Origin of the sequence: Roseovarius confluentis (assembly GCF_002917925.1) — a bacterium.
GTDB lineage: Bacteria > Pseudomonadota > Alphaproteobacteria > Rhodobacterales > Rhodobacteraceae > Roseovarius > Roseovarius confluentis.
Window position 1 is genome coordinate 13,434 of record NZ_PPFE01000017.1, and the last position, 23,366, is coordinate 36,799.

At 62.6% G+C, this 23,366-nt stretch carries 20 protein-coding genes and 1 pseudogene; 11 read left to right on the forward strand and 10 right to left on the reverse strand.

Annotated features, from left to right (window positions below; all coding sequences use genetic code 11):
• Positions 1-20 precede the first annotated feature (20 nt).
• From C2I35_RS21450 to C2I35_RS21475, 6 genes and pseudogenes are all read right to left on the reverse strand, one after another.
• Positions 21-260 (reverse strand): annotated as a pseudogene (locus C2I35_RS21450) (integrase core domain-containing protein); the annotation flags it as partial.
• Between the two features lie 558 nt (positions 261-818).
• Complete coding sequence (locus tag C2I35_RS21455) at positions 819-1,853, reverse strand: siderophore-interacting protein (protein ID WP_103765087.1); 1,035 nt, start codon at positions 1,851-1,853, stop codon at positions 819-821.
• Positions 1,850-2,671 carry an ABC transporter ATP-binding protein gene (locus C2I35_RS21460; RefSeq protein WP_103765088.1) on the reverse strand — a complete coding sequence of 274 codons (822 nt, stop codon included), beginning with the start codon at positions 2,669-2,671 and terminating at the stop codon, positions 1,850-1,852. Before C2I35_RS21460 ends, C2I35_RS21455 begins: the two co-directional genes overlap by 4 nt.
• A complete protein-coding gene (locus tag C2I35_RS21465; protein ID WP_103765089.1) occupies positions 2,668-3,714 on the reverse strand; it encodes a FecCD family ABC transporter permease in 1,047 nt (348 codons plus the stop codon). The genes C2I35_RS21460 and C2I35_RS21465 overlap by 4 nt, the downstream gene beginning before the upstream one ends.
• The gene (locus tag C2I35_RS21470) at positions 3,711-4,751 is read right to left on the reverse strand and encodes a FecCD family ABC transporter permease (RefSeq protein ID WP_103765090.1); all 1,041 of its coding nucleotides are present in this window, start codon (positions 4,749-4,751) and stop codon (positions 3,711-3,713) included. The genes C2I35_RS21465 and C2I35_RS21470 overlap by 4 nt, the downstream gene beginning before the upstream one ends.
• The gene (locus C2I35_RS21475) at positions 4,748-5,725 is read right to left on the reverse strand and encodes an iron-siderophore ABC transporter substrate-binding protein (protein ID WP_245890591.1); all 978 of its coding nucleotides are present in this window, start codon (positions 5,723-5,725) and stop codon (positions 4,748-4,750) included. The genes C2I35_RS21470 and C2I35_RS21475 overlap by 4 nt, the downstream gene beginning before the upstream one ends.
• A 364-nt stretch (positions 5,726-6,089) precedes the next feature.
• Here C2I35_RS21475 and C2I35_RS21480 point away from each other — a divergent pair, with 364 nt between their 5' ends.
• Positions 6,090-8,222 (forward strand): TonB-dependent siderophore receptor, encoded by a 2,133-nt coding sequence (locus C2I35_RS21480; RefSeq protein WP_103765092.1) that lies wholly within the window; start codon positions 6,090-6,092, stop codon positions 8,220-8,222.
• A 56-nt stretch (positions 8,223-8,278) separates the two neighbouring features.
• Here C2I35_RS21480 and C2I35_RS21485 read toward each other — a convergent pair whose 3' ends face one another.
• Positions 8,279-9,154, reverse strand: a complete 876-nt coding sequence (locus C2I35_RS21485) for a helix-turn-helix domain-containing protein (protein ID WP_103765093.1) — start codon at positions 9,152-9,154, stop codon at positions 8,279-8,281.
• A gap of 247 nt (positions 9,155-9,401) precedes the next feature.
• On the opposite strand from C2I35_RS21485, the gene C2I35_RS21490 reads away from it, so the two are divergent.
• The 5 genes from C2I35_RS21490 (at position 9,402) to C2I35_RS21510 (ending at position 15,118) form a co-directional block, all read left to right on the forward strand.
• Positions 9,402-11,102 carry an ABC transporter ATP-binding protein gene (locus C2I35_RS21490; RefSeq protein ID WP_103765094.1) on the forward strand — a complete coding sequence of 567 codons (1,701 nt, stop codon included), beginning with the start codon at positions 9,402-9,404 and terminating at the stop codon, positions 11,100-11,102.
• Positions 11,103-11,323: 221 nt separating this feature from the next.
• Positions 11,324-12,361: an ABC transporter substrate-binding protein gene (locus C2I35_RS21495; protein WP_245890592.1), complete on the forward strand. Its 1,038-nt coding sequence runs from the start codon at positions 11,324-11,326 to the stop codon at positions 12,359-12,361.
• Positions 12,361-13,344 carry a FecCD family ABC transporter permease gene (locus C2I35_RS21500; RefSeq protein ID WP_103765096.1) on the forward strand — a complete coding sequence of 328 codons (984 nt, stop codon included), beginning with the start codon at positions 12,361-12,363 and terminating at the stop codon, positions 13,342-13,344. The genes C2I35_RS21495 and C2I35_RS21500 overlap by 1 nt, the downstream gene beginning before the upstream one ends.
• Entirely contained in the window at positions 13,341-14,318 is a 978-nt protein-coding gene (locus tag C2I35_RS21505; protein ID WP_103765097.1) for a FecCD family ABC transporter permease, read from the forward strand. Before C2I35_RS21500 ends, C2I35_RS21505 begins: the two co-directional genes overlap by 4 nt.
• Positions 14,318-15,118 carry an ABC transporter ATP-binding protein gene (locus tag C2I35_RS21510; RefSeq protein ID WP_103765098.1) on the forward strand — a complete coding sequence of 267 codons (801 nt, stop codon included), beginning with the start codon at positions 14,318-14,320 and terminating at the stop codon, positions 15,116-15,118. Before C2I35_RS21505 ends, C2I35_RS21510 begins: the two co-directional genes overlap by 1 nt.
• A 76-nt stretch (positions 15,119-15,194) precedes the next feature.
• Here the strand turns inward: C2I35_RS21510 and C2I35_RS21515 are convergent, their stop codons facing one another.
• Positions 15,195-17,333, reverse strand: coding sequence for a TonB-dependent siderophore receptor (locus C2I35_RS21515; protein ID WP_245890593.1), 2,139 nt, complete (start codon positions 17,331-17,333; stop codon positions 15,195-15,197).
• A 100-nt stretch (positions 17,334-17,433) separates the two neighbouring features.
• Complete coding sequence (locus C2I35_RS21520) at positions 17,434-18,312, reverse strand: helix-turn-helix domain-containing protein (protein ID WP_103765099.1); 879 nt, start codon at positions 18,310-18,312, stop codon at positions 17,434-17,436.
• Between the two features lie 484 nt (positions 18,313-18,796).
• Here C2I35_RS21520 and hemP point away from each other — a divergent pair, with 484 nt between their 5' ends.
• Together hemP and C2I35_RS21530 are read left to right on the forward strand one after the other, a co-directional pair.
• Positions 18,797-18,967 carry a hemin uptake protein HemP gene (hemP, locus tag C2I35_RS21525; RefSeq protein WP_103765100.1) on the forward strand — a complete coding sequence of 57 codons (171 nt, stop codon included), beginning with the start codon at positions 18,797-18,799 and terminating at the stop codon, positions 18,965-18,967.
• Positions 18,964-19,458, forward strand: a complete 495-nt coding sequence (locus C2I35_RS21530) for a hypothetical protein (protein ID WP_245890594.1) — start codon at positions 18,964-18,966, stop codon at positions 19,456-19,458. Before hemP ends, C2I35_RS21530 begins: the two co-directional genes overlap by 4 nt.
• A 386-nt stretch (positions 19,459-19,844) precedes the next feature.
• Here C2I35_RS21530 and C2I35_RS21535 read toward each other — a convergent pair whose 3' ends face one another.
• Positions 19,845-20,702 carry a MurR/RpiR family transcriptional regulator gene (locus tag C2I35_RS21535; protein WP_103765101.1) on the reverse strand — a complete coding sequence of 286 codons (858 nt, stop codon included), beginning with the start codon at positions 20,700-20,702 and terminating at the stop codon, positions 19,845-19,847.
• A gap of 158 nt (positions 20,703-20,860) precedes the next feature.
• On the opposite strand from C2I35_RS21535, the gene C2I35_RS21540 reads away from it, so the two are divergent.
• From C2I35_RS21540 to C2I35_RS21550, 3 genes are all read left to right on the forward strand, one after another.
• Positions 20,861-21,670, forward strand: coding sequence for a transporter substrate-binding domain-containing protein (locus C2I35_RS21540; protein ID WP_103765102.1), 810 nt, complete (start codon positions 20,861-20,863; stop codon positions 21,668-21,670).
• A 71-nt stretch (positions 21,671-21,741) separates the two neighbouring features.
• Complete coding sequence (locus C2I35_RS21545) at positions 21,742-22,482, forward strand: amino acid ABC transporter permease (protein WP_103765103.1); 741 nt, start codon at positions 21,742-21,744, stop codon at positions 22,480-22,482.
• A gap of 2 nt (positions 22,483-22,484) precedes the next feature.
• Complete coding sequence (locus C2I35_RS21550; RefSeq protein ID WP_170067281.1) at positions 22,485-23,357, forward strand: amino acid ABC transporter permease; 873 nt, start codon at positions 22,485-22,487, stop codon at positions 23,355-23,357.
• The last annotated feature ends 9 nt before the right edge of the window (positions 23,358-23,366 follow it).

Consider the following 23,366-nt stretch of genomic DNA (forward strand, 5'->3'; position numbering starts at 1 on the left):
TGAGTGGGCTGATTTGATTGTTAGTGCATGACTGGACTTGGATCCATCTGGACGATGGTTTCAGGGGCCGGTGGTCGGCAGCCCGGAGCATTGTGAGGGCGTTTTTTTGTAATGTTTCCTCCCTCTTCGATCAGGATTTGGGCTTCTCGCAGGCTGTAGAAGACCTCACCGTTCAAGAACTCATCGCGGACCCGGGCATTGAAGCGTTCGCAATATCCGTTCTCCCAGAGGCTGCCTGGCTCGATGTAAGCCGTCTTTGCTGCTTTCGTTCTCTGGCGCTTGGCTCCTTGGCCCAGCGAGGGCGTCCGGATGCAGAAAGCCAGGAAAGTTTCCAAAGGTGGCCGGCCTTCGCGCCACCTATTCCCGAGTGGACTCCGAATTCTCCAGAAACAGAGAGATCAGCAGGCTTGAATCAGTGGGACGGTAAGTGAGTGGTCAAAGGATGAGACTCGCTTGTCGCTCCAAGTCTGCATCGTCTCTTTCCAGTCGGCATGCTCTCGTCTTCCGAAGGCTGCGGACGACTGTAAAAATGAATAGGTTCGGCCAAAAATCGCAGTGGGGGAAATTCCGGTGATCAGGCAGCAATCCCAAAAAAAGATACGCAGTCGCGCGTGGGAGAGCGATCCGATGCGCACGTTGCCGGGCTCATCTCATGTAGCGCCGTTTGCCCGTACGCACGTTTCGAATGTCATTGATTTAGCCATTTGCGCAGGCCGTCAGTCACAGGGTCAACGACACTAATTCACTGGCGAGTCAAAGTTGTTGGAGGATCTTTGTAAAGTAACGGGTACTTGCCACTCCATCTTTGCAACACTGAATCAGACCTCCCAGTAGTACGCGAAATATCCCTGGTCCGCATCAAGCCCGAGCTTGTGTCGAAACCTTGCTTTCGCATCTCGGACAAGGGATTTTTCGGCGGCGACCCAGACATACCGGTCGGGTCCCGGGGGCAAGGGCGCTTGCGACAGATGATCCCACAGCCTCTCGCGTCGCTGTCTGACGCACCAGGTCAGGTCGATCCCGTCGGGCCGGGCCAGGTCGCAGATGTCGTCGTCCGTGCCGACTTCGAGGATGGCGTGACCCCGCCGGTCGGGTGCCGATGTCTTCAGGATACGGCGGATCGCCGGAAGAGCCGTCTCGTCCCCGGCGATCAAGATGTTCCGCCCGTTCGGAAACCCGCCACTGCCGGGGCCACTGATGCCGACAATGTGGCCGGGCCGCGCCGTTCGGGCCCAACGTGTCGCCCGTCCGCCGTCGTGCTCGAACACGTCGAACGTGAACTGCCCCTTGCCCGGATCGAGCTCGACGAAGGTATAGGCCGCGCGATGCAACTGATCGTCGCCGACGGGCATCCTTGTACGTCCATTGGCGTCGAGGTGCGGCCAGATGGGCGTGCGGCCCTCCGGAGGCAGAAGAAGGGAGAAATGCATTCCTCTTTCCTCCGACAGGCGCAAGGTGTCGGCGCAGTCGAGCGTGACCCGCAGGAAATGCGGTCCGACGCGCCGGACATCTTGAACCGTGGCCTTGCAGAAGTTGAGCGGTGCGCGGTTGCGCTGGATATCGCCTTCCCACTTTGCGGATTGGGTCAGGCCGGGCGCGACGTGATCCAGAATGTGATGCAAGTAATCGCGAATGTTTTGCAATGCCGCCGCGTCCGCGGCCTCGACATGTACCTGCAGGCCCGCGCGGTTAACCTCGAGCGATACGGATGCGAGAGGTGGTCTCACCAGCAGGCCGGCCTCGGTCTCTTCCACGGGAAGTTCGACCTCGCGGGCATGGGCCGAGATGTGCGGAATGGCATCGTCCGGCAAGGTGCCCCGGAACAGCGCGTTGGCGTGCAGGATTTTACTCATGATGCGACCTCTTGACGTTCCGGTGCGGGGCTGGCCCGGTGGCGGCCCACTGGCAGCATCATCGGCTTGCCCGAGGTGGGGTCGGGCATGACCCGGCAGGCCACGCCGAAAACCTCCTGTACCATGCGTTCCGTCAGAACGGTGTCCGGTGCGCCCGCGGCGTATACATTGCCGCCGCGCATTGCGATCAGGTGGTCGGCATAGCGGGCGGCGAGATTGAGGTCATGCAGGACCATGATAATGGTCGTGCCGCGGGCCTGGTTCAGATCGACCAGCAGATCGAGGACTTCGATCTGGTGCGCGACATCCAGAAAAGTCGTTGGTTCGTCGAGCAGCAGGATATCCGTTTCCTGTGCCAGCGCCATGGCGATCCAGACCCGCTGGCGCTGTCCGCCGGACAGTTGGTCGACCTCCCGCTCGGCAATATCGGTGGTCCGGGTCGCATCCAACGCGGCGGCGATTGCCCTGTCATCGGCATGTGTCCAGCGCGACAGGAGGCCCTGATGGGGATGGCGGCCATGACTGACGAGATCCGCCACGGTGATCCCGTCCGGGGCGATGGGCGATTGCGGCAAAAGGCCCATGCGGCGGGCCAATTCGCGTGTCGGGATGTCGCGCACCGAGCGGCCATCAAGCATGACCCGCCCGGCGCTCGGTCGCAGCAGCCGCGAAAGGCATCGCAGCAGCGTGGATTTACCGCACGCATTGGCCCCGACAATCGCAGAAATGCCCCCCGGGGGCACCGCGACATCGAGACCGGTCAGAATCTTTCGCGTGCCGTATCCGGCCTCCAGTCCTGCCACGTTTAAAGTGCTCATGAACCGCCTCCGCTGCGATGGGATCGGATGATCAGATATACGAGGTATGGCGCGCCCAGGGCCCCGGTGACTACGCCCACGGGATAGCGCCCCGACAGAAGGTGCTGGCCTGCGTAATCGCCCAGCAGGACTAGCAAAGAGCCCACAATGGCGGAAGCCAGTAAGGGTGTCCGGCCGGTGCCTGCAATTCTCGCGGCAATCGGGCCCGACAGGAACGCGACGAAGGCGATCGGACCGGACACGGCCGTCGCCACCGCGATCAGCCCGACAGCGGCCATGACGAACACGAGCTTTTCGAAACGCAGAGGCACGCCAAGCGCCGCGGCGGTGTCATCTCCAAGTCGCATCGCCTCGAGATTGTCGCGCCGGACCAAAAGCGGTCCGCCCAGCAGGACCAGCGACAGCAGAACAGGCATCGCTTCGGACAAGGTCGCGCCGTTGACGCTCCCGGTCAGCCAGCGCAAGGCATCCTGCAGCGACCACGCCGGCGCGCGCGACAGGACATAGGCGATCATGCTGTCGACCATGGCAGAGATCCCGATGCCGATCAGTATCAATCGTGCGCCCGACACCCCGTCACGCCAGGCCAGCAGATAAATCAGCAGCGCTACGATCATCCCGGCAACGACTGCGGCGACCGAGACGGCCAGCCCGCTCCAACCGAGAACGACGATGGTAAACACGGCCGCCGCGCTGGCGCCGGCGCTGATTCCGATGATGTCGGGGCTCGCCAGTGGGTTGCGCAGCAACGTCTGGAAAATCACACCGCCAAGTCCGAAGCTCATTCCGGCAAGGATCGACAGCACCGCCCGGGGCAGGCGCAGTTCGAGGATGCTGAAACTTGCGCCCGGCACATCGTGCCCGGTCAGCACGCGCAAAAGGTCCGAGGGCGGGGTCATGGTCGGCCCGGTGACCAGCGTCAGCCCGACGCCCGCGACGACGATCCCCAGCATGATCGCAACAAGCCGCAGGCGGGCTTTGCGCCGCGACGCGCGCAACGCCCCGACCCACGCGGCCGCGTCGGTATGCGCGAGGTTGCTCATAAGTCCCGAACTCGCCGCTTGCGCACGATCCAGATGAAGACAGGCGCGCCGATAAATGCGGTGACAATGCCCACATCCATCTCGGACGGACGCGCCACGATGCGTCCGATGACGTCCGCACCGATCAGAAGAATCGCACCGGTCAGGGCCGCGAAGGGCAGGAGCCAGCGGTGGTCCACGCCCACAAGCAACCGGCAGACGTGCGGCACGACCAGCCCGACGAAACCGATCGGCCCGCAGATCGCTGTGGTCGCCCCGCAAAGCAGCACAGCCCCAAGTGCCGCGCTGGCCCGCGCTACAACAACATTCGCGCCCAGGCCGGCCGCCGCGTCGTCGCCCAGGGCCAGCAGGTTCAGGCTGCGAGCCGACAAGAGGCACAGGATCAGGCCGGCCAGCAGAACGGGCAGGCACGGCAGGATGGCGTCGAAGCTGGCCCCGCCGATGCCGCCGACCTGCCAGGACCGCACGCCTCCGGCAATATCGTTGCGTGGCAGGATGATCGCGATCGTGAACGAGGATGTTGCGATGGCCGTCGCCGCCCCGGCCAACGCCAGTTTCAGCGGTGTCGCGCCGCCCCGCCCGAGCGACCCGATAGCGTAGACGAAACAGGCCGCCAGTCCGGCCCCGAGGATCGCGGTCCAGAGAAACGCGTCGAGCGTCTGCATCCCGAACCACGCGATGCCGATCACCACGGCCATTGCGGCACCCGCGTTGACGCCCAGTATGCCGGGATCGGCCAGCGGATTGCGAGTGACGCCCTGCATGACGGCACCGGCCAGCCCAAGCGCCGCCCCGGCGAGGACCGCAAGCACCGTGCGGGGCACGCGCACGGCGACTACCGCCTGCGCAATCGTTTCGGTCGAGCCGGTCACGCCCGCCAGGATGTCGGCCCATCCAACCGCGCGCGTGCCGAGGCTGATCGATACGAGGCAGGCCATTCCAAGCACCGCCAGAACGACGATCAGCCAGGCAAGCCGGGTGCTCCGGGGGCGCCGCAAGGCGTCAAGGGTCGTCTCTTTGGGGACTGCGTCGGTCATTCCGCCTTGCGCGCTGCGTCTGCCAGCCGTGCAACGTAGTCCTCCAGCACGAAGGGAATCGACAGGGGCGTGGGGTTGGCGGCCGTCCCCACCGGATCGTTCCCCAGAAGCACGGCCGCTCCGGTCTTGATGGTCTTCATGCGCGAGGTCAGCGTGTTTTCCGCGACGCGCGCCATCAGGGTCTCGCCGCCGTAGGTGACAAGGATATCGACGTCATCAAACATGTCGATCTTCTCGGCGCTCACCTCTCCCGCATAGCGCCCGGGTTCGGTGGCATCCGCGACCGCCTGCGGCGAGGTCAGGCCGAGGTCTTCGAGGAAGCGGACACGCGGATCGTTCGCGGAATAGAAGCGGATCACGCTTAGGTCCCGGACATCTAGATGCGTGACGAACATCGCGCTCTTCCCTGCGATTTCGGGGTGGCGTGCGGACACCTCGGCGATGCGCGCCTCGAGATCGGCGACGAGCGCGTCCCCTTCGGTCGCCATGCCAAGTCCGGCGGCATTCAGGCGGATCATTTCGCGCCAGCCGGTCGACCAGGGTCCGTCCGTATAGGCGACGGTCGGGGCGATCCTGCTCAGGATGTCATACTCGGATTGCGACAGGCCGGAATAGGCTGCCAGGATGATGTCGGGGCGAGTGGCCGCCACCGCCTCGAAGTCGATGCCGTCGCCTTCGTCGAACAACTTTGGCGTATCGGCGCCCAACGCCTCCAACCGCTTGGCGACCCAAGGCAGGATCCCGTCTCCGTCGTCATCCCCGAAATTCGCCCGGGCGAACCCGACCGGAACGATGCCCAATGCCAGGGGCACTTCGTGATTGGCCCAGGCGACAGTTGCAACACGCTCGGGCCGCGACGGCACGGTAGTCGTGCCGAAGGCATGGTCGATCGTGACAGGAAACTCCTGCGCGGCCGCGGGCGGCACCAGGGCTGCGGCAAGCCATAGGGCAAGCACGGCGACACCGATTTTCATACGTCTGAGCATTGGATTGCTAAGCCTCCGGTCGCTGCAGTCAGGGGACGAGAACTGCCTTCGGCTAGTCGTTTCCGCTTCGTGCCGTCAAGCAGAGCACGTGGTCTGAAGCCGCAAATCCGACAAATTCTGTCAATTTTGCAGAGAATCTGACAAAAACAATCGGAAAATACAATACACCTCCGCACTATCCTGCTCTATGTGCCATCGACGCCTGACCCGGCCGGATGCATCCGGGCTGGGGTTTGGCAAAGAACAGCCAGCGGGACTCCGGGCACGTCCTTGGGTGCCTGCAGCACCATCGCAACGTCGCGGTGCACAGCACGCCAGCACGCAAGAAACGTCAGAAGAATGGAAGCACGTTATGGGGGCACTTTTGAGAACACATCGATCATCTTTTCCACGCCCGGCACGTGTGACCGCGGCACTCCTTGGCTGCACGGCGCTGGTGGCGTTCCCGTTAGCAGCCACGGCGCAGGACGGCACTGGCGGCGAACCCTACCGGCTTGGAACGATCTTCGTCGATGCCGGCGCCGAGGCGGATGACGACGCCAATTCAACCATCGCCAAGGAGCTTTGGACTGGCGGCAAGGTCGCGACCAGCGTTCTTGACACGCCCGCGTCGGTGTCGGTCATCACGCAGAAGGAATTCGAAGAACGCAACGTCGACAAGGTGGAAGACCTGCTGGAATATACCCCCGGCATCGTCACCGATTATTTCGGGACCGACGATCGCAATGACTACTACCTCGTGCGCGGTTTCCAAGCCTCCACCTATCGCGACGGCCTGACCCTCGGATCGATGCGCGGCGTCCGCGAGGAACCATACGCGTTCGAGCGGGCCGAGGTGATGAAGGGCGGCAACTCCACCTTGTTCGGCACGTCCGATCCCGGCGGCACACTCAATTTCGTGACCAAGACACCGAAATTCGAACGGTTCGGCGAGGTCTACGGCTCTTACGGCACCAACAATCACACCGAGTTGGGCTTCGACTTCGGCGATGTCCTGAACGAGGACCGGACGCTGGCCTACCGTTTCGTCGGGAAGGTGCAAGACTCAGAGCTGGATTATGATTTCTCTCGGGACGACGAGACGTTCTTGCTCGGATCTTTCGCGTGGTCGCCAAGCGAGGATACCAAGCTGACCTTCACGGTGGATTATCTCGACCGCGACTCCACACCGAACAGCGGCGGTTACCCGATAGACCGGGAATACGACCGCAGCCAGTTCTTCGGTGAGCCGGGTTTCAATTATCACGATGTAGAGCGACTGACGGTGTCGGCGGGGTTCCAGCACGATTTCCGCAACGGTCTGCGGCTGAACGCAAACCTGCGCTACAGCGACCTCACCGACGACTTCGGATATGTCTACATCTCCGACAACGCGGCGCGCGTCGGTACCATGGTCGATCGCTTCTATTTCGGCACTGACAGCACCGCGGAAGAGGTGATCGGCAACGTGATCCTGCAATACGACACCAGCTTCGGCAGTGTCGACAGCAGCACGCTGGCAGGGCTGGAGTTTCGTGACGCGTCGACCACCAGCGCGTCGATCTTCGGGGCCTACACGCCGATCGACGTCAGCAACCCGGTCTATTCCGGTGCGCCGACCGGGTTTGTACCCTACAGCGGCGAGGCCAACGATTTTGCCACCCAATCGGTGTTTCTGCAGCAGAACCTGTCGTTCGCGGACCGGTTCATCGTGACCGCGGGCGTGCGTCATGACTGGCTGGACATCACCAACACCGACCGCCTGACAGCGACGACCACCAGTGCCGATTTCTCGGAAACCTCATGGCGGGGGGCGCTGACCTACAAGATTACGGACCAGATTTCGACCTATGCGAGCTATGTCCAGTCGGTCGCACCGCCCGCCATCGGCACCGAGCCCGAACGTGGCGAGCAATACGAGATCGGGGTCAAGTACCAGCCGCAGAGCATCAACGCGCTGTTCACCGCATCGCTTTATGATTTGACCAAGAAGAACGTCGTGGTGCCGGTTGTCCTGCCCAGCGGCGTGATCGAGCGACAGACCATCGGCGAATCCCGCGTTCGCGGTCTGGAACTGGAAGCGCGCGCCGAGCTGACGCAGGGCCTGACCCTTTCCGGCGGATACAGCTATCAGGATTCCGAGTTCGTGCGCGGCAATGTCCGTGGCGTGACGGTGGACGGGAACCAGTTCGCTTCTGTGCCCGAGCACATGGCCTCGCTGTGGCTGACCTATGACATTCCGACCGGCGGATCGCTGGGGGACATGTCTGTTGGCCTAGGGGCGCGCTACGTGGGCAGCTACTATTACAATGCCTACAACAACAATGGCAAAAGCCCCGACCAGTTCCTGTTCGATGCGTCCTACTCATACGAGTTGGCGGAGAACACGGAACTGCAGGTCAATCTCAGCAACATCTTTGACGAGCAGTATGTCGTGGGACGAGGGACGGCGGATTTCTACAACCAGGGCCGGACAATCACGGCTGCCCTGCGCCGCAGTTGGTAATCGGTCAAGCACATCGGCGGCAGGGTCCGGCTCCCTGCCGCAGTTGGCTTCGGCCGTCAGCGCCTCTTCTGATCCCGCCGCCAGCTTCCGGGTGTTCTGCCGACAAGCTGGCGGAACGCGCGGGTCAGATGAGCCTGGTCGGAAAAGCCCAGCCGATCCGCGATGTCCGCCACGCTGAGATCGGTGTCGGCCAGAAGGGTCCGCGCCTGTTCAAGCCGCTTGTTCAGCTGCCACTGGTGCGGCGACATACCGGTCGTATTCTTGAACACCAGCGAGAACCAGCTTTCCGACAGGTTCACCGACTCGGCCATCTGCGCAATGCTGAGCCTGTGACCGCGCGCTTCCTCGAGGCGCAGCGCGACCCGGCGCATCTGCGCGGCGGTCAGTCGGGCGTTGCCGGTTTGCGTGCTGCGCCGGTCCATGTCCAGCAGAGCTGTAATCAGGCAATTGACCAGGCTTTCGACAAACAGTGCATGCCGGGTGGGACTGGATATTTCCGTGACCAGCAGTCGCGCCAGCGGCTCGATATCCGTGACATCGTCGCGCTCGACCGGATTTTCCAACACCTCGATCGCGGTGGACCGGGGGATCGCACTGGACAGGAACTGGATCGCCCAGGCGTAATCCATGTGAATATCGACATGGGTAAACCTGAGAGGTTTGGAGAAACGGGTGCGAAGTTCCATGCCCGCCGGCACGAAGATGGCGCGGGCCAAGCTGCCGGTGCCTTTCCCCGTCGTGGTCGAGATCGAGCTCATATCATCGAAGAAGATGCTCAGTCGTGGATTGGCCGAGACATAGCGCCCAGTGGCGCCCTGGTCGCCGCTGGCTTCCCAATGCGCGACCAGGGCGTTGTCGAACTGGCGCCACTGGACCGGGCGGATGCAATGCAGCTTTTCTGTGTGCCCGGAAAAGTCGTGACTATAGCCCATGCGTATCAGGCTCCGCGTGCGAGATGTCAGGATGTGGCTATCCGGTGCGAAAGGGCCGGGCCGTCACGCATGCCAGAATGGCTTGAGATCGCATTATGAGGTGCAAACTGCGCGATCACAAGCCACGGCTCCACAAGGTCCTCAAACTCCGCCTTGCTGGACGGCGGCGAGCACCTCTCCTAAACGGTATTTGCCGAGGCAATCTGCCGGGCGGCTCACCGGCAAAAACGCTCTGAAGGAAATTCCCATGCTGCGTCAGTTTTTCGAGTATTACCGCCCGCATATGGGCCTCTTTTGGCTGGACTTCGGCTGCGCGGTGATCTCGGGCTTGCTGGAACTGGCCTTTCCGCTGGCCGTGGCGGGATTCATCGACCATCTGCTGCCGCGCGGTGAGTGGGCGCTGACCATGTGGGCCGCAGTAGGGCTGGTGGTGGTGTACCTGATCAACGCGGGCCTCATGGCCGTGGTGATCTACTGGGGTCACAAGTTGGGCATTAACATCGAGACCGAGATGCGGGCGAAGGCCTTCGACCACCTGACACGCCTGAACTGGGGCTGGTTTGACAAGGCAGAGACCGGCAAGCTGGTGGCGCGCGTCACCCGCGACCTCGAAGAGATCGGCGAGGTGGCGCATCACGGCCCCGAGGATCTGTTCATCGCGATCATGACCTTCATCGGGGCCTTCGCCCTGATGCTGTGGCTGCATGTGCCGCTGGCGTTGATGACAGCCGTGATCGTGCCGGTGATGGTCGTGCTACTGGCCGTCTATGGTGGGCGTATGACCCGGGCATGGCAGGCGATCTATGGCCGGGTGGGCCAGTTCAACGTGCGGCTGGAAGAAACGCTGGGCGGTATTCGCGTGGTGCAGGCCTTTACCAACGAGGCGCATGAACGCGAACTTTTCGCGGATGCCAACCGCGGGTATCGCAAGACCAAGCTGGAGGCCTACCGCATCATGGCGGCGCTGACGACGCTGCATTACATGGGCCTGCGCTCGGTTCAGGTGATCGTGATGGTGGCGGGCGCGGGCTATGTCTTTTCCGGCTCGCTGTCGACGGGCAGCTTCGTGGCCTTCCTGCTGCTGGTGGGCGTGTTCTTCCGCCCGCTGGAAAAGATCGCGGCGGTGGTCGAGACCTATCCGCGCGGCATCGCCGGGTTCCAGAGGTTCCAGGCGCTGCTGGCAGAGCGGGCCGAGATTGCCGACGCGCCGGACGCCAGGCCAGCGCCGGACCTGACCGGACGGATCGAGTTCGACGACGTGACCTTTACCTACGACGGCGCGCGCGGCGTACTGCATGGCGTGTCCCTCTCCGTCGAGCCGGGCCAGACGGTCGCGCTTGTGGGGCCGTCCGGCGCGGGCAAAAGTACGCTGATGGCCTTGCTTCCACGCTTTTATGCACCGACGTCGGGCGAAGTCCGGATCGACGGCCAGGCCGTCGCGGACATGACCCTGGACAGCCTGCGGCGGCAGGTGGGATTGGTATCGCAGGATGTCTTCCTGTTCGGCGGCACCCTGCGCGACAACATCGCCTACGGGCGGCTTGACGCATCAGACGAGGAGATACTGCACGCCGTTCAGCAGGCACAGTTGTCCGAGATGGTGTCGGAGCTGCCCGATGGTCTCGACACGATGGTGGGCGAACGTGGCGTCATGCTCTCGGGAGGACAGAAACAGCGCGTGGCCATCGCGCGTGTCTTCCTGCGCGACCCACCGATTCTGCTTCTGGACGAGGCGACCTCGGCGTTGGACCGGGGCACCGAGCGCAAGGTGCAGGCGGCGCTGGATACGTTATCGAAGGGGCGCACGACGCTCATCATCGCGCACCGCCTACAGACCATCCGTCACGCCGACCGCATCGTCGTTCTGGACGAAGGCCGGATTGTGGAGGCGGGCACGCATGAAGAACTGGTGGATCGACAGGCGAATTACTTCTCAATGATGGACTGAACCGTTTTGATGCGGGAGATCACCAGGCCTGACAGCCTCGACCACGATGACCTTGCACAGGCGCTCTGCATTGAGACAACGCCTTTCGGGCGACGACGCTTGTAGGACGACAGATCGTTGGATAAGCTCGGCGCACTGGTGGAATACTAGGCATCAGGCTGGCCCCTGAAACCCGCAGCACCGAACCCTAAGCCGTTTCTCGCGCTTGAAAGACTAATCCTATGGGGCTGCGATCTCCTGTCATGATTCCGTTCACCAAGAGTTCTTTCGGCGCCACGCGTCGCAGCTTTATTCTCGGAAGCTTTGCGACGCTGGTGGCGCCGCGCGTCGCCAGAGCACGTCAGGCAATCAGGATTCCCCATGTCTGGGGCGAAACGGTTCTAGAGCGTCCGGCCGAGCGGGTCGTGTCCTTGGGATACACCACTCAGGACCCGTTGCTGGCACTCGGGGTGGTGCCGCTGGCAGTCCGTTACTGGTTCGGAGACCAGCCGCATGCAGTCTGGCCATGGGCGCGGGAGCGACTGGGCCACGCGGAGCCGACCGTTCTGACCGGCGAAGTGTCGATGGAACTCGTCGCGGGGTTGTCGCCCGATCTGATCGTTGCCATCGGGTCGGGTATCTCACGGGCCGAATACGCGTTGCTGAGTGAGATCGCGCCGGTGCTGATGCAGGGGGCCGACGACCCCGTCTTTGGCACGCCTTGGCAGACCGATACCAGGCGCATCGCGCGCGCATTGGGCACGCCGCAGCGGGCCGAGGCGTTGATCGGGGACGTCGAAGGGCAATTCGAGAGCGTAAGGGCCGCGCATCCGGATTGGCAGGGCAAGACGGCGGCGGCGGCCTGGCAGAACGGCAGCGAGACCGGCGCCTTCATGGCCCAGGACAACCGGGCGCGGTTTCTGCATAACCTCGGGTTCCAGATGCCGGAAAAGCTGCGCGACACGGCGGCTGCAGACGGATTCTACACCACGTTTTCACCTGAGGACATTTCGCCGATAGATGCGGATCTCCTGCTGTGGATCTCGTCTATCGGCGGGGCGCGGGAAATCGCCCGGCTACCGATGCGGCGGACCTTGCGTGCCGAGCAGGAAGGGCGGGAGGTCTATGCCGACACCCTGATCTCCGGAGCGTTGTCCTTCGGCAGCGCGCTGTCGCTGCCCTATGCGCTTGAACGCCTGGTCGGGGAGTTCGAGCTGGCGCTCGACGGGAGACCGGAGACGGTCGTGCCCTCGGCGCTGAAGGCGGGGCTGGTGCGCTGATGCGGGGGCTGTTCCTCGCCTGCCTTCTGATCGGAGCCGTGGCCATGTCGCTGGGCGTTGGCGTCAGACCGGTTGCGCCCGGCGTGTTCCTGGAGGCGTTGCTGGGATACGATCCGCGCGACCCGGCCCATGTGACGATCGCGGCGATCCGGTTGCCGCGCACTGTGGCGGGCCTGGCGGCGGGTGCGGCGCTGGGCATCGCGGGGACGGTGATGCAGTCGCTGACCCGCAACCCGCTGGCCGATCCGGGCATTCTGGGGATCAACGCGGGTGCTGCCTTTGCGCTTATCCTCGGGGTTACGCTGTTCGGACGATCCGACCAGGCGGCGGTGGCTTTGTTCGCCTTTCCCGGGGCCGCGCTGGCGGCGCTGGCGGTGTTTGCCTTGGGTGGCGGGTTCCGGGGCGATTCCGGACCGGTGCGCCTGACGCTGGCGGGGGCCGCCCTGAACGCGCTGCTGTTATCCCTGGTCACGGCGGTTGTCCTCGTCCGGCAGGAGTCGCTGGATGTCCTGCGGTTCTGGGTGGCCGGCTCGCTGACCGACGCGGCCTTCAGGCCGGTTGTGGAAATGACGCTGGTCATCGGGTTGGCCGCTGTGCTCGCGTTTGCCATCGCTCCGCTGATCGAGGCGCTGTCGCTTGGTTCCGACCTTGCGCGGGGGCTTGGAACCCGGCCGTTGAGAGCGCAGGCCGGCGCGCTGACGGTGGTCACCTTGGCGACCGGGGCGGCGGTGGCCATTGCCGGACCGATCGCTTTCCTGGGGCTGATGGCGCCGCACCTGGCTCGGATGTCGACAGGATATGCGCTGCGGCCGCGGCTGGCGGTGTCGGCGGCCTATGGCGCCCTGACACTGACGTTGGCGGATACGGTGGGACGGCTGGTTCTGAGCAGTGGAGAAGTGCGCGCCGGGATCGTCGTGGCGATGATCGGGGGGCCGGTCTTCATCTGGGTCGCGCGCAGGCTGAGACCGGGTGCGATGGCATGAAGGGGTACGTGCCGTTGTCTCTTCTGATCTTTCTCGCCACGAGCGCGGCGCTCTTGACCGGCCAGGTGGATGCGAGCCCCGGTGTGTTGTGGTCCGGCCTGGTGACAGGTGAAGGGCCCGGGGCGCTGATCCTGGACACGATCCGGGGGCCACGGGTGGCGACCGCGCTGGGGGCGGGCGCGGTGCTGGGGATGTCGGGGGCGCTTTTCCAGATGCTCTTTCGGAACCCGCTGGCGTCACCGGATATCCTTGGATTCAACGCCGGTGCGGGATTGGCGATCATCGCCGGCATCGCATTCGGCATTGCGATGCCGACAGCGGTGATGGCGGCGCTTGGCGGCGTGGCGATGGCGCTGGTGATCGGTGGGCTGGCCTTTCGCGGAGGCGGTGGGACGCCGGTGTTGACGATCATCCTGATCGGAATTGGCGCGGGTTTCACGGCGACGGCGGTGTCGACCTTCCTGATGACGATCTTGCCGGGAACGACCGCGTCCGAGGCGCAGCGCTGGTTGACGGGCTCGCTCGCGGCGCGCGATTGGAGCCATGCCGCGCAAGTTCTGGGCATCGGGGCGATGCTGGCAAGCCTGGCCCTCGGGCAGGCACGGATCCTGTCGGCGCTGGAACTGGGCGACGGGCTGGCGGCAGGGCTGGGGCAAAGGCCCGAGGCGGCCCGGTGGTGGCTTTCGGCAACGGGCGTGTTGCTGGCCGCCACGGGCGTGGCCGTGGCGGGGCCGGTGCCCTTCGTGGCGCTGATGGCCGGGCCCCTGGGGATGCGTTTGACCGGTGCCCTTACGTCGGCGGGGCGCATGGTCTCGGGTGCAGGGGCCGGCGCACTGGTGTTGGTGTTGTCGGACCTTCTGGCGCGCGTGGCCGTGCCCGGCCTGCAATTGCCCGCCGGGGTCGCGACCGGCCTTCTGGGCGCGCCCTACCTGCTGTGGCGGCTGTCGCGGGAAATGGAACGAGGAGACTTGTGATGCTGAGAACGGAGGCGCTGAGCCTGTCTTATGACGATGTGCCCGTCATCAGCGACCTGGACCTGGAGCTGCCCTGCGGGCGTGTCACCGCGATCATCGGTCCGAACGGCTGCGGGAAATCCACGTTGCTGCGTGCGCTGGCGCGGCTGATGCCGCCGGCATCCGGCCGGGTGACGCTGAACGGCGAGGACATCAACCGCATTCCGCCCAAGCGCCTGGCGCGGCAATTGGCCATCCTGCCGCAAACATTGCGCGCGCCGGACGGGATCAGGGTTTCGGATCTTGTCATGCGGGGCCGAATCCCGTGGCGCACGTTCCTGAGCCCGTGGAACGAGGCGGACAAGACGGCCTGCGAGGCCGCGCTGGAGGCGGTCGGAATGACCGGGTTTGCCGACCGGGAACTGTCGGAGCTGTCGGGCGGGCAGCGGCAGCGGGCGTGGCTGAGCCTTGTGCTCGCGCAGCAGACGCCTTGCCTGCTGTTGGACGAGCCGACGACCTATCTGGACCTGACGCACCAGATGGACGTTCTGGCCCTGCTGCGGCGGCAGAACCGGCAGTCCGGGCAAACGATCGTCAGCGTGCTTCACGATCTGAACCTTGCGGCCCGCTATTCGGACAACCTTGTGCTGTTGGCGAACGGTCAGGTGGTCGCTTCGGGCGCGCCCGAGCAGGTCCTGACGCCTGATAACCTGTTGTCGGCTTTCGATCTGGAGGCACGGGTCATTCCGGATCCGGTGACGGGGACGCCGATGGTTGTGCCGCTGGAGCCGGCAGAGCCTGTCCTCTCCGCTGGAGTGTGACCTCCGCCCGAGCGCGGAATGAAAAAAGATGCGGCATCGCTGCCGCATCTCCATCCTTCGGATTCGGTTCCGGTTCTCAGAAGCGGGAGGTGACCGACAGGCTGATCTCGCGCCCGGAGCCGTAGGAGCAGGTATAGAGATCCTGGCAGCCGGTGACGTAGCGCTTGTCGCCGATATTGGTGACGGCAAGATTGGCTTCGAGTCCGTCGCGTACCTGGTAGGTTGCGAAAGCGTCGTAGAGGGTTGCGCTGGACACCTTGAACGTGTTGGTCGGGTCGGCAAAGCTTTCGCCCTGGTGACGCACGCCGGCCCCGACTTTCAGGCCGTCAAGCGGACCCGCGAAATCGTAGCTGGCAAAGAGCGACAGCTCGGTCTCGGGAATGAGCGTCGGTGTCGTGCCGACAAGGGCCGGGTTCGCGTCCTCGCGGATTTCCGCGTCGATGAAGCTTGCGGCAGCCTGGAGGTAAAGCCCGTTGCCGAAGTCGTATTCCGCCTCGAACTCGAGGCCGCGCGAGCGCACCTCGCCCAGCTGTGTCTGGTTGGGCGCGACACCGACGACAACCCCTTCGCGATCGATCTGGAACGCCGCGCCGGTGAACGAGAAATTGCCGTCCAGAGGCGCCCATTTGAACCCGAGCTCGACCTGGTCGCCGGTTTCCGGGCGGGTCACGCCGGCGGCGGGCGATGCGATCAGCGGATTGAAGAACGTCGAGTAGGAGAGATAAGGTGTGAAGCCCGACGCGGCTTCATAGGAGATGGCCACGCGCCCGGACGTTTCGCTGTCGCTGCGGCTGAAGTTGGTCGAGCCACGCTGCTTGGTTTCAACGAAGTCATGCCGCAGGTTGAGTGTGCCGATCCATCCACTGCCCCAGCGCATCTGATCCTGCACGTAGAAACCGATCTGACGCTGGGTGGTCGTGGCGTCCTGGTAGGGCGCGCCGATGACCGGCGTTCCGGGGGGCGTCGGATTGACCACGGTATTGCTGCCAAGGCCCGAGGCCTGGATTTCGTCGATCTCGTAGTAACGAGCGTCAAGGCCGAAGAGGAGGTCATGATCGACCGACCCGGTCGAGACCGTTCCGTAGTAGCGCAGATCGGTCTGGGCGGTGTAGACCTGCGTGTCGTGCTCGAAAGCTATGAGGCTGAGCGTGCCCTGCGGATCACTGGGCGCGGTGGCAAACCCATTGTACCCGAAGGGATAGTAGTAGCGCTCGTGGACATCGGCATAGCCCAGGCGCCCGATGCCGGTGAAGGTAAAGCCGTTGTCGAGTTCGCGTTCCACGATGGCAGAAAACGAGGCTTGCCGCCGTTCGTACTTGTCCCAGTCCGGGTCCGAGAAGTTCGCGTCGGGATCGATATAGCCGAATTGCGGGGTGGGCACGACCGTGCCCTGATAGGGCAGGAACGTGCTTCCGTTGTGGTGTTCGTCGGCGATGTGGATGTTGGCCAGCAGGGTGACCTCGGTGCCACCATCGGTCCTGAACCGATAGGCCGGCGCGAAGGTGCCGCGCACGCCATCATTGAACGCATCGTACTTGTCGCCGCCTTCGAGGCGCCCGGTCAGGCGATAAGAGCTCGAGTCGCCGATGTCGTCGCCGTAGTCGAACTCGACCCAGCCGGCGGTCGCGTCGTTGACGCCGAATGTCAGTTCCCGGATCCGGCCGCCCGGGCGCTTGGACACGTAATTGACGATGCCGCCCGGGTTCGAGCCACCGTAGAGAGCCGAGGATGCGCCACGCAGGACCTCGACGCGTTCCAGCGTGTAGGGGTCGATGAAGAAGGAGCCGAAGGCGAATGAGAGGTTCTGCGCGTTGTCGAGATAGATCCCGGTCTGGTCGGCCTGGAAGCCTCGAATGCGCAGCCAGTCATAGTCATTGTCGTCGCCGAACACGTCCGCTGTCACACCCGCGGAATAGCGCAGGGCCTCGCTGACGCGGTTGGCGCCGAAACGCTCGATCTTCTCGCGCCCGAGAACAGAGACCGACTGCGGTATCTCGTTCACGGTGAGCGGTACCTTGCTGCCCGTGACGGTTGGCGGGTTCTTGTCCTCGCCCACGGGACCGGTGGCGTCTTCCTGGTTGCGCAGGGTGATCGTCCCGAGATCCAGCGTTTCATCAGCGGGCTGGGCGTTTGAAACCGCAGCGGTTCCCAGCAGCATCAGCGCTGCGCTGCTGAGCCTGGCCATGCCAAGGCGGCGGTTTATCGTTTTGGCCATATCGGCATCCTTCTCTTTCAGATGTCACGTCGGGTCACCCATCCTCCCGGGCGGGGAAGAGGGAGCGCGCAAAGTGCTTCAGGATACCCGATTAAAATTATCAGGAAGAATTGTCTTGAATAATCGGACCATCCTGCCCGGGCGGATTCGCCTTTGCCCATGCTCCCGGTGATTGGCCGGTTCCCAGCTTGAAACTGCGGGAAAAGTGGGCCTGGTCGGCGAACCCGGTTACGTTTGTCACCTCGGCAAGCGGCAGTCCGCGGCACAGGAGGCGCTTGGCGTAATCGATCTTGATCCCTGTGACCCAAGCATGTGGCGACATGGCTGTGCGTTTGCGGAAGACCCGGTTGAAATGCGTCCGGGACAGGCCGGACAACGCGGCCAGATCATCCACAGCGATCCGATTTTCCATTCGTTCGAAGACATGCGCGCGCATGGCGTGGAGCCAGGCGTCCCCCTTGTCGCCATCGCCAAGGCCGGCCCGGTCGATCAGGCATACCTCTTGTACGATGGCGCTGACCAGCCTGTCGACGCGGTGCATGGACGGGCGGATCGACACGCATTCGTCCTGTAGGACGCGCACGAGCGGGGCCAGCGGCCCGAGCGATGGGAAAACGAGCATCCTGTCGAGGGGCGCGCCGGCCCCTGCAAGCGACTTGAGGCGCGGCATCGAAAGATGAATGTCGATGTGTCTGAGATCGCCAGGTTCGTCGAGGCTGGCCCAGACCTGCACGCCTGCCGGAATGTAGCATGCGGCGGCGGCGCTGGATGCGGCGTCTTTCCCGCGTGAGAGGGACAGTGCACGGTCATCGAGGACAAGAACAAGGCGTGGGTACATCGAGACATACCGTCCGGTGGCGCGGGACTGTCCTTGCACATGCCAATAGTCGACGACCATGTCGTCGAACCGTAGGCAGCGCATTTCGTCCAGCGGGTCGAACCCGCGGACAGCAGCATACATTCTGGGATGAAAGGACATCGCTCCGCCATTGATACGTATTGGCTGGGCACTGCCTCGCTACCCGTAAACTATTCTCATCCGGAAAGATTATCAACTGTCCTTGACCGACGGTCCTGTACCGGGGCCGCTCCGCACTTGCATCGCCGGGTGCCTGCCGTATCCGGGTCGCCGGAATAGACCGGACCTTTCGAGACCTGCATGTCGAATCATCGGAACCAGCACCTCCAGGGTAAGTACGGCGAGAATCCCGGAGAACATCGGGGAAATATTTAAGTACTTGTGAGGGCTACGATTCCAGTGGATTGACAATTCCGACTAAAAAAGTCAGATTAGACAAATCCAGCCAATCCCGAAGGCTTGTCCGAGGGACCGCCCGATACATTCGAGTTTCAGGAGGGGCACCGGAACCGCTTTGGCAACCAGGTCGAAGCATCCCGATCCTCCGACGTCGTGCCCGGCAGCATTTACAGGGCGCGGAAACCACGGAAAACAGGAGGGCGGAATGGGTGCCTTAGACAACAAATTGCTCATCGGCGCGACCGAGGTCGATACGATCCCGCTGCACTATGCGAGCAAGCTGACCGATGGCGGCGGGCTGGCGCATATCCAGCTCTATGATCAGGTTTACACGCTGCGCATCACGCGCGCCGGCAAATTGATCCTTACGAAATGATGAATCCATCTGAACGCCGTGGCGGCGCACCCGTCGGTATCCTTCAAGATCTCGATCCGGTCGAGGCGAGCGCCGTAATCTATTTGCGCATGTGGTGCGACGGGCCGGAAGCGCAAAGCCTTGTCTGGAATGATTTCGCAACGGCTCTCGGCCCCAGGGCGGGACGCAGGGAATTGCAGAATTTTGAACAGCTGTGCAGCATGTGTGCCAAGCATGGCCGCCGCCCATTGGTGCGGCACCACGCGCAGTGCAGGTGCCTGGGCGGCGACGAGGCGACGTTCGCCAACATCGTGGCCCACGCTGCGGATGGCGAGCGCGAGGATGCGTTTTTGATGGCTGCGAACCTTGTCCGGCCCGATATGGCCGCTGTCATTGTGGCGCTTGCGCAGGAGTTCGGCCTGACACTGCGGCGCATGATGGGCATGTCAGGTTACCATCCGGCCACGTTGCCGACACCGATCGACCACCCCGATCCAACGAAGCTCCACTAAAAAAGTGGAGAGCAAGAATAGGCAACCCAGTCACGAATATGTCCGCGCTTCGCTGGTCACGATGCGCTCTGCTATGGCGGAAGGTCAGACGGGACAAGGTAGCCAATGCGGGCAGGAGGCATTCGAGCAAGGGGGCCGGGGTCTGAACGATCCCGGTCTCCGCGCAGGCCAGGCAAGCGGATCGGGCATGCCGGCTGCATCAGGTTTGCGCAAGAGGAGACTGCGACCGCCACGCATTCAGGACGGACGCGGTTCTCGAGCACGTATTTAAGAAAACCACTTACAAGGGTCCGCCTTGTGGTTCCTGTCACGGCAAGAGCTCCACGTCCTTGCAGACACTGTGGCATGGTTGATTGCCTGCAATCGGCAGGAAGTGCTTTCGTTCTTCAATCGAGGTAGAGACCGCTTTCATCGCGTATTTTTTCAATCTCTCTTAGCCGAGCATCTGAACTTACGTCGGCAACGGACGCTGCTGCCGCAAGCAAAGTTTCGATCATGAACAGAACGGAAACCAGAGACGGGTAATAGTGCGGGCTCGTTGTCGGTGCGTAGAATGTCGTATCGGCATATGGCACGAGCGGTGAACTGGGCCGATCGGTCACGGCAAATATCTTTGCACCTTTCGAGTGTGCATATTGAACGGCGCGCGTCGTCTGAACGGCGTAGGGGGAAACTGAAAACACCAACATGCTGTCCGCCTCGTCAATGACGGCCAAGCGTTCGGTCAAATCGACAAGGCCCCCGTGCAATGCCACGAAATTCGGAAGCGCCATGCTGCCGGTGACTTCCATAAGTCCCGAAAGCCAATACAGCGATCCGGACGCAAGAAGATAGGTGCACCTGCTTTGGTGTACCGATTTGGCGAAAGCGTCGATCGCTTCCGCATCGAGAAGGTCGGCCGTTGTCGCGAGGTTGCCGTGCACCGACTCTGTCAGGTCTCGGATCAGTTCGCTGCTTGAGCTGTCGCCGAAAGAGTTCCGGAGCCTGCCCACCCGGGCACCAAACCCCCTGCCGTTGGAAACGCTGGCCTGAAACGCGGCTCTCAATGCGGCGTAGCTCTCGTAATCCAGTGCCTTGGCCAGTCTTTGCAGCGTTGCCGGAGAAACATCGCAATCTGACGCAATTGCGCGCATCGAATCGAATGCAATTCTGTCAGGGTTGTCGAGCGCGAAGCGGGCGACATGCGTCAGCTTCTTCGACAAATCGGGTAGACGGTCGCGAATGGTATCCTTCGGGTTGTCCAACTTCGGCCTCTCTTGATGCGAAAAAATACAAAGTAATTTTTTCCACCAAAATTATTACATTTGTTTCACGAGATGGGTAGACAAAACATTCGAAATCACCTTCAGTGCTTCAAATATCACGGCATCGACCGTGCTCAAACACAACAGGAGGACGTACAATGAGTCGTTACATCACAACGACGTTGGCCAGCGCGGCGCTGGCGCTGGTCTGTGGTCAGGTGCAGGCCGATCAGCTGGAAGACATCAAGGAAGACGGCGAAATCGTCGTCGGCGTAAAGCAGGACTACAAGCCCTGGGGCTACCTGACGTCCGACGGTGAACTGGCCGGGCTGGAGATTGACCTGGCCCGCGACGTGGCCGAGCGTCTCGGGGTCGAACTGGAACTCGTCCCCGTGGTTGCATCGAACAGGATGCAGTTTCTCAGCCAGGGCCGCATCGACCTGATCATTGCAACGATGGGTGACAACGAGGATCGCCGCGAGGTCGTCGGTATGATCCAGCCGAACTACTACGCCGGGGGCACCAATGTTCTGGCACCGAAGTCCGTCGGGCTCGAAGAGTGGTCGGACCTGGAGGGGCGTGACGTCTGCGCGCTTCAGGGCTCCTATTACAACAAGCGCGTGACGCAGCTTTACGGCCCGAACCTCGTGGCGTTCGCCGGTATTCCCGAGGTTACCTCGGCCTTGCAGAACGGCAACTGCGTGGCGTTCCTTTACGACAACACGTGGATCGAGTCGCAGCTGGCGTCGGACGAACAATGGGCAGATTACGAGATGCCATTCGAGACCGAGGATCCGCAGGCCTGGTCCATCGCCGTTCCGCTTGAAGAACTGGACGGAGCCTATGGCGAGAAAATGAGCGAGATCGTCACGGACTGGCACAAGACCGGTTTCCTCATCGAGCGGAACGAGGCGAATGGTATCGCACCGAGCCCGTTCCTTCAGGAAATGCACGAAAAGTTCAAATAACCCTTTTCGCCATTTGACTTTCCGGCGGCGAGCGCTTCGCCGCCGGTTCCATTTCAGGACGACGACGAGCAATGGATTCTACAAGTGTCATAGAGTGGTTGCGACCGGACTGGTTTTTCAACCTCACGGTTGTCAGCGATGAATACAACCGCGGGCGGTACCTGGCAGGTTTGTGGATGACCGTTCAACTTTCGGTCATCTCAATCGTCCTGTCGCTGGTCGTCGGCGCTGTGGGTGCGGCAGCGCAAGGCGCGCAGTCCCGTACCGTGCGGGTGCTTGTAGGTTTCTTCGTGGCCTTCTTTCGGAACACGCCGCCGCTGGTCCAGCTCTACTTTTTCTATTTCGCCATCGGCACGGTCCTTCAGATCACGGGCGACGATGGGCGGCCTGAACCACTGGTCAGCAATTTCGGTTGGGCGATCATTTCTCTGTCGCTCTTTGCCGGCGCTTTGAACGTCGAGATTTTCCGGGCCGGCATCGAGGCTGTTCCGAAGTCCACAATCGAGGCCGCAGAGGCACTGGGATACAAGAGGCTGCAGATCTACAAGGACATCGTGCTGCCTCTGGCGGTGCGCATTTCGCTGCCCGCGCTTGGCACGAACCTCGTGAACCTGGTCAAGACGACCACGCTTGCCTATGCCATCGCGGTCCCCGAACTCCTTTACGTGGCTGCCCAGATCTGGTCGGAAGACCTGAACGTCCAGGAAATGATGAACGTTCTGCTGCTCTCCTACGTGGGAATTGTCGCCGTACTCGTCTGGGTGCTGCACCATTGGGAGAAGAAGCTGCGCATTCCGGGCTACGGGAGGTAATCATGCTGTATCCGACAAGACCCACCGTACCCGTCAAAGGGCATCTGCCCGTACTTCTCCCGATGCGCAGTACCGGAGAGCCGCTGCCGCTGACCGACAGGGTATTCAATCTCTGGACGGCCGCTCTTCTGTTCGTGGCATGTGCAGTCGCGCTTGTGACTCCGGCGCTCGCGCAGCAGGACGGTGAAAGCCAACGCAGCATTATTGAAATTCTTCTGGAATGGACGCCGACGATTGGGTCCGGCTTCGCCTTCAACGTGCTGATCTCGATCTGCTCGATGGCCGTCGGAACGGTGCTTGGCGTCGGGCTGGGTATCCTGCAGGTCTCTCCGTTGCGGTTCGTGCGCCAGGTCTCCTGGGCCATCACGCAGTTCTTTCGGAATTCGCCCTGGCTGGTCCTGTTGTTCTACTGCATTCTGTTGATCCCGTTCCAGATAGAGATATTCGGTACCGAAGTGCCGTTTCCGGGCTGGATCAAGGCTGTGTTGGGGCTTTCCCTTCCGGTCATGGCCTACATGTCGGAATATGTCCGGGGTGCCATCATGTCGATCCCGGAGGGTCAGTGGGAGTCGGCGGAATCTCTGGGGTTCAACCGGGCACAGACGATGCGGGAGATCATCCTTCCGCAAACCGTCAAGCGAATCCTGCCCTCCTGGATGAACCTTTATGCCGTTCTGACCATGGCGACACCGCTGGTTTCGATCGTCGGCGTGAATGACGTGATGGCGCTGACGCGCGCTGCGCTCAGTGCCGAAGGCCGCGTGGACCTGCTGATACCGATGTACCTCTACATCCTCTGCTGGTTCTTTATCTATTGCTATCCAATCAGCGCGTTCACCCGGCGGCTGGAACGCAAATTTTCCGTGCAACTCTGAAGCGAGGAA

Bases quoted from the DNA above. Each gene is read 5' to 3' on its own strand.
- C2I35_RS21465 (WP_103765089.1), bottom strand. From the start codon at position 3,714: ATGAGCAACCTCGCGCATACCGACGCGGCCGCGTGGGTCGGGGCGTTG.
- C2I35_RS21490 (WP_103765094.1), top strand. From the start codon at position 9,402: ATGCTGCGTCAGTTTTTCGAGTATTACCGCCCGCATATGGGCCTCTTT.
- C2I35_RS21545 (WP_103765103.1), top strand. From the start codon at position 21,742: ATGGATTCTACAAGTGTCATAGAGTGGTTGCGACCGGACTGGTTTTTC.
- C2I35_RS21520 (WP_103765099.1), bottom strand. From the start codon at position 18,312: ATGTCCTTTCATCCCAGAATGTATGCTGCTGTCCGCGGGTTCGACCCG.
- C2I35_RS21550 (WP_170067281.1), top strand. From the start codon at position 22,485: ATGCTGTATCCGACAAGACCCACCGTACCCGTCAAAGGGCATCTGCCC.
- C2I35_RS21530 (WP_245890594.1), top strand. From the start codon at position 18,964: ATGATGAATCCATCTGAACGCCGTGGCGGCGCACCCGTCGGTATCCTT.
- C2I35_RS21460 (WP_103765088.1), bottom strand. From the start codon at position 2,671: ATGAGCACTTTAAACGTGGCAGGACTGGAGGCCGGATACGGCACGCGA.
- C2I35_RS21510 (WP_103765098.1), top strand. From the start codon at position 14,318: ATGCTGAGAACGGAGGCGCTGAGCCTGTCTTATGACGATGTGCCCGTC.
- C2I35_RS21505 (WP_103765097.1), top strand. From the start codon at position 13,341: ATGAAGGGGTACGTGCCGTTGTCTCTTCTGATCTTTCTCGCCACGAGC.
- hemP (WP_103765100.1), top strand. From the start codon at position 18,797: ATGGGTGCCTTAGACAACAAATTGCTCATCGGCGCGACCGAGGTCGAT.
- C2I35_RS21485 (WP_103765093.1), bottom strand. From the start codon at position 9,154: ATGGGCTATAGTCACGACTTTTCCGGGCACACAGAAAAGCTGCATTGC.
- C2I35_RS21540 (WP_103765102.1), top strand. From the start codon at position 20,861: ATGAGTCGTTACATCACAACGACGTTGGCCAGCGCGGCGCTGGCGCTG.
- C2I35_RS21500 (WP_103765096.1), top strand. From the start codon at position 12,361: ATGCGGGGGCTGTTCCTCGCCTGCCTTCTGATCGGAGCCGTGGCCATG.
- C2I35_RS21495 (WP_245890592.1), top strand. From the start codon at position 11,324: ATGGGGCTGCGATCTCCTGTCATGATTCCGTTCACCAAGAGTTCTTTC.
- C2I35_RS21455 (WP_103765087.1), bottom strand. From the start codon at position 1,853: ATGAGTAAAATCCTGCACGCCAACGCGCTGTTCCGGGGCACCTTGCCG.
- C2I35_RS21475 (WP_245890591.1), bottom strand. From the start codon at position 5,725: ATGAAAATCGGTGTCGCCGTGCTTGCCCTATGGCTTGCCGCAGCCCTG.
- C2I35_RS21515 (WP_245890593.1), bottom strand. From the start codon at position 17,333: ATGGCCAAAACGATAAACCGCCGCCTTGGCATGGCCAGGCTCAGCAGC.
- C2I35_RS21470 (WP_103765090.1), bottom strand. From the start codon at position 4,751: ATGACCGACGCAGTCCCCAAAGAGACGACCCTTGACGCCTTGCGGCGC.
- C2I35_RS21480 (WP_103765092.1), top strand. From the start codon at position 6,090: ATGGGGGCACTTTTGAGAACACATCGATCATCTTTTCCACGCCCGGCA.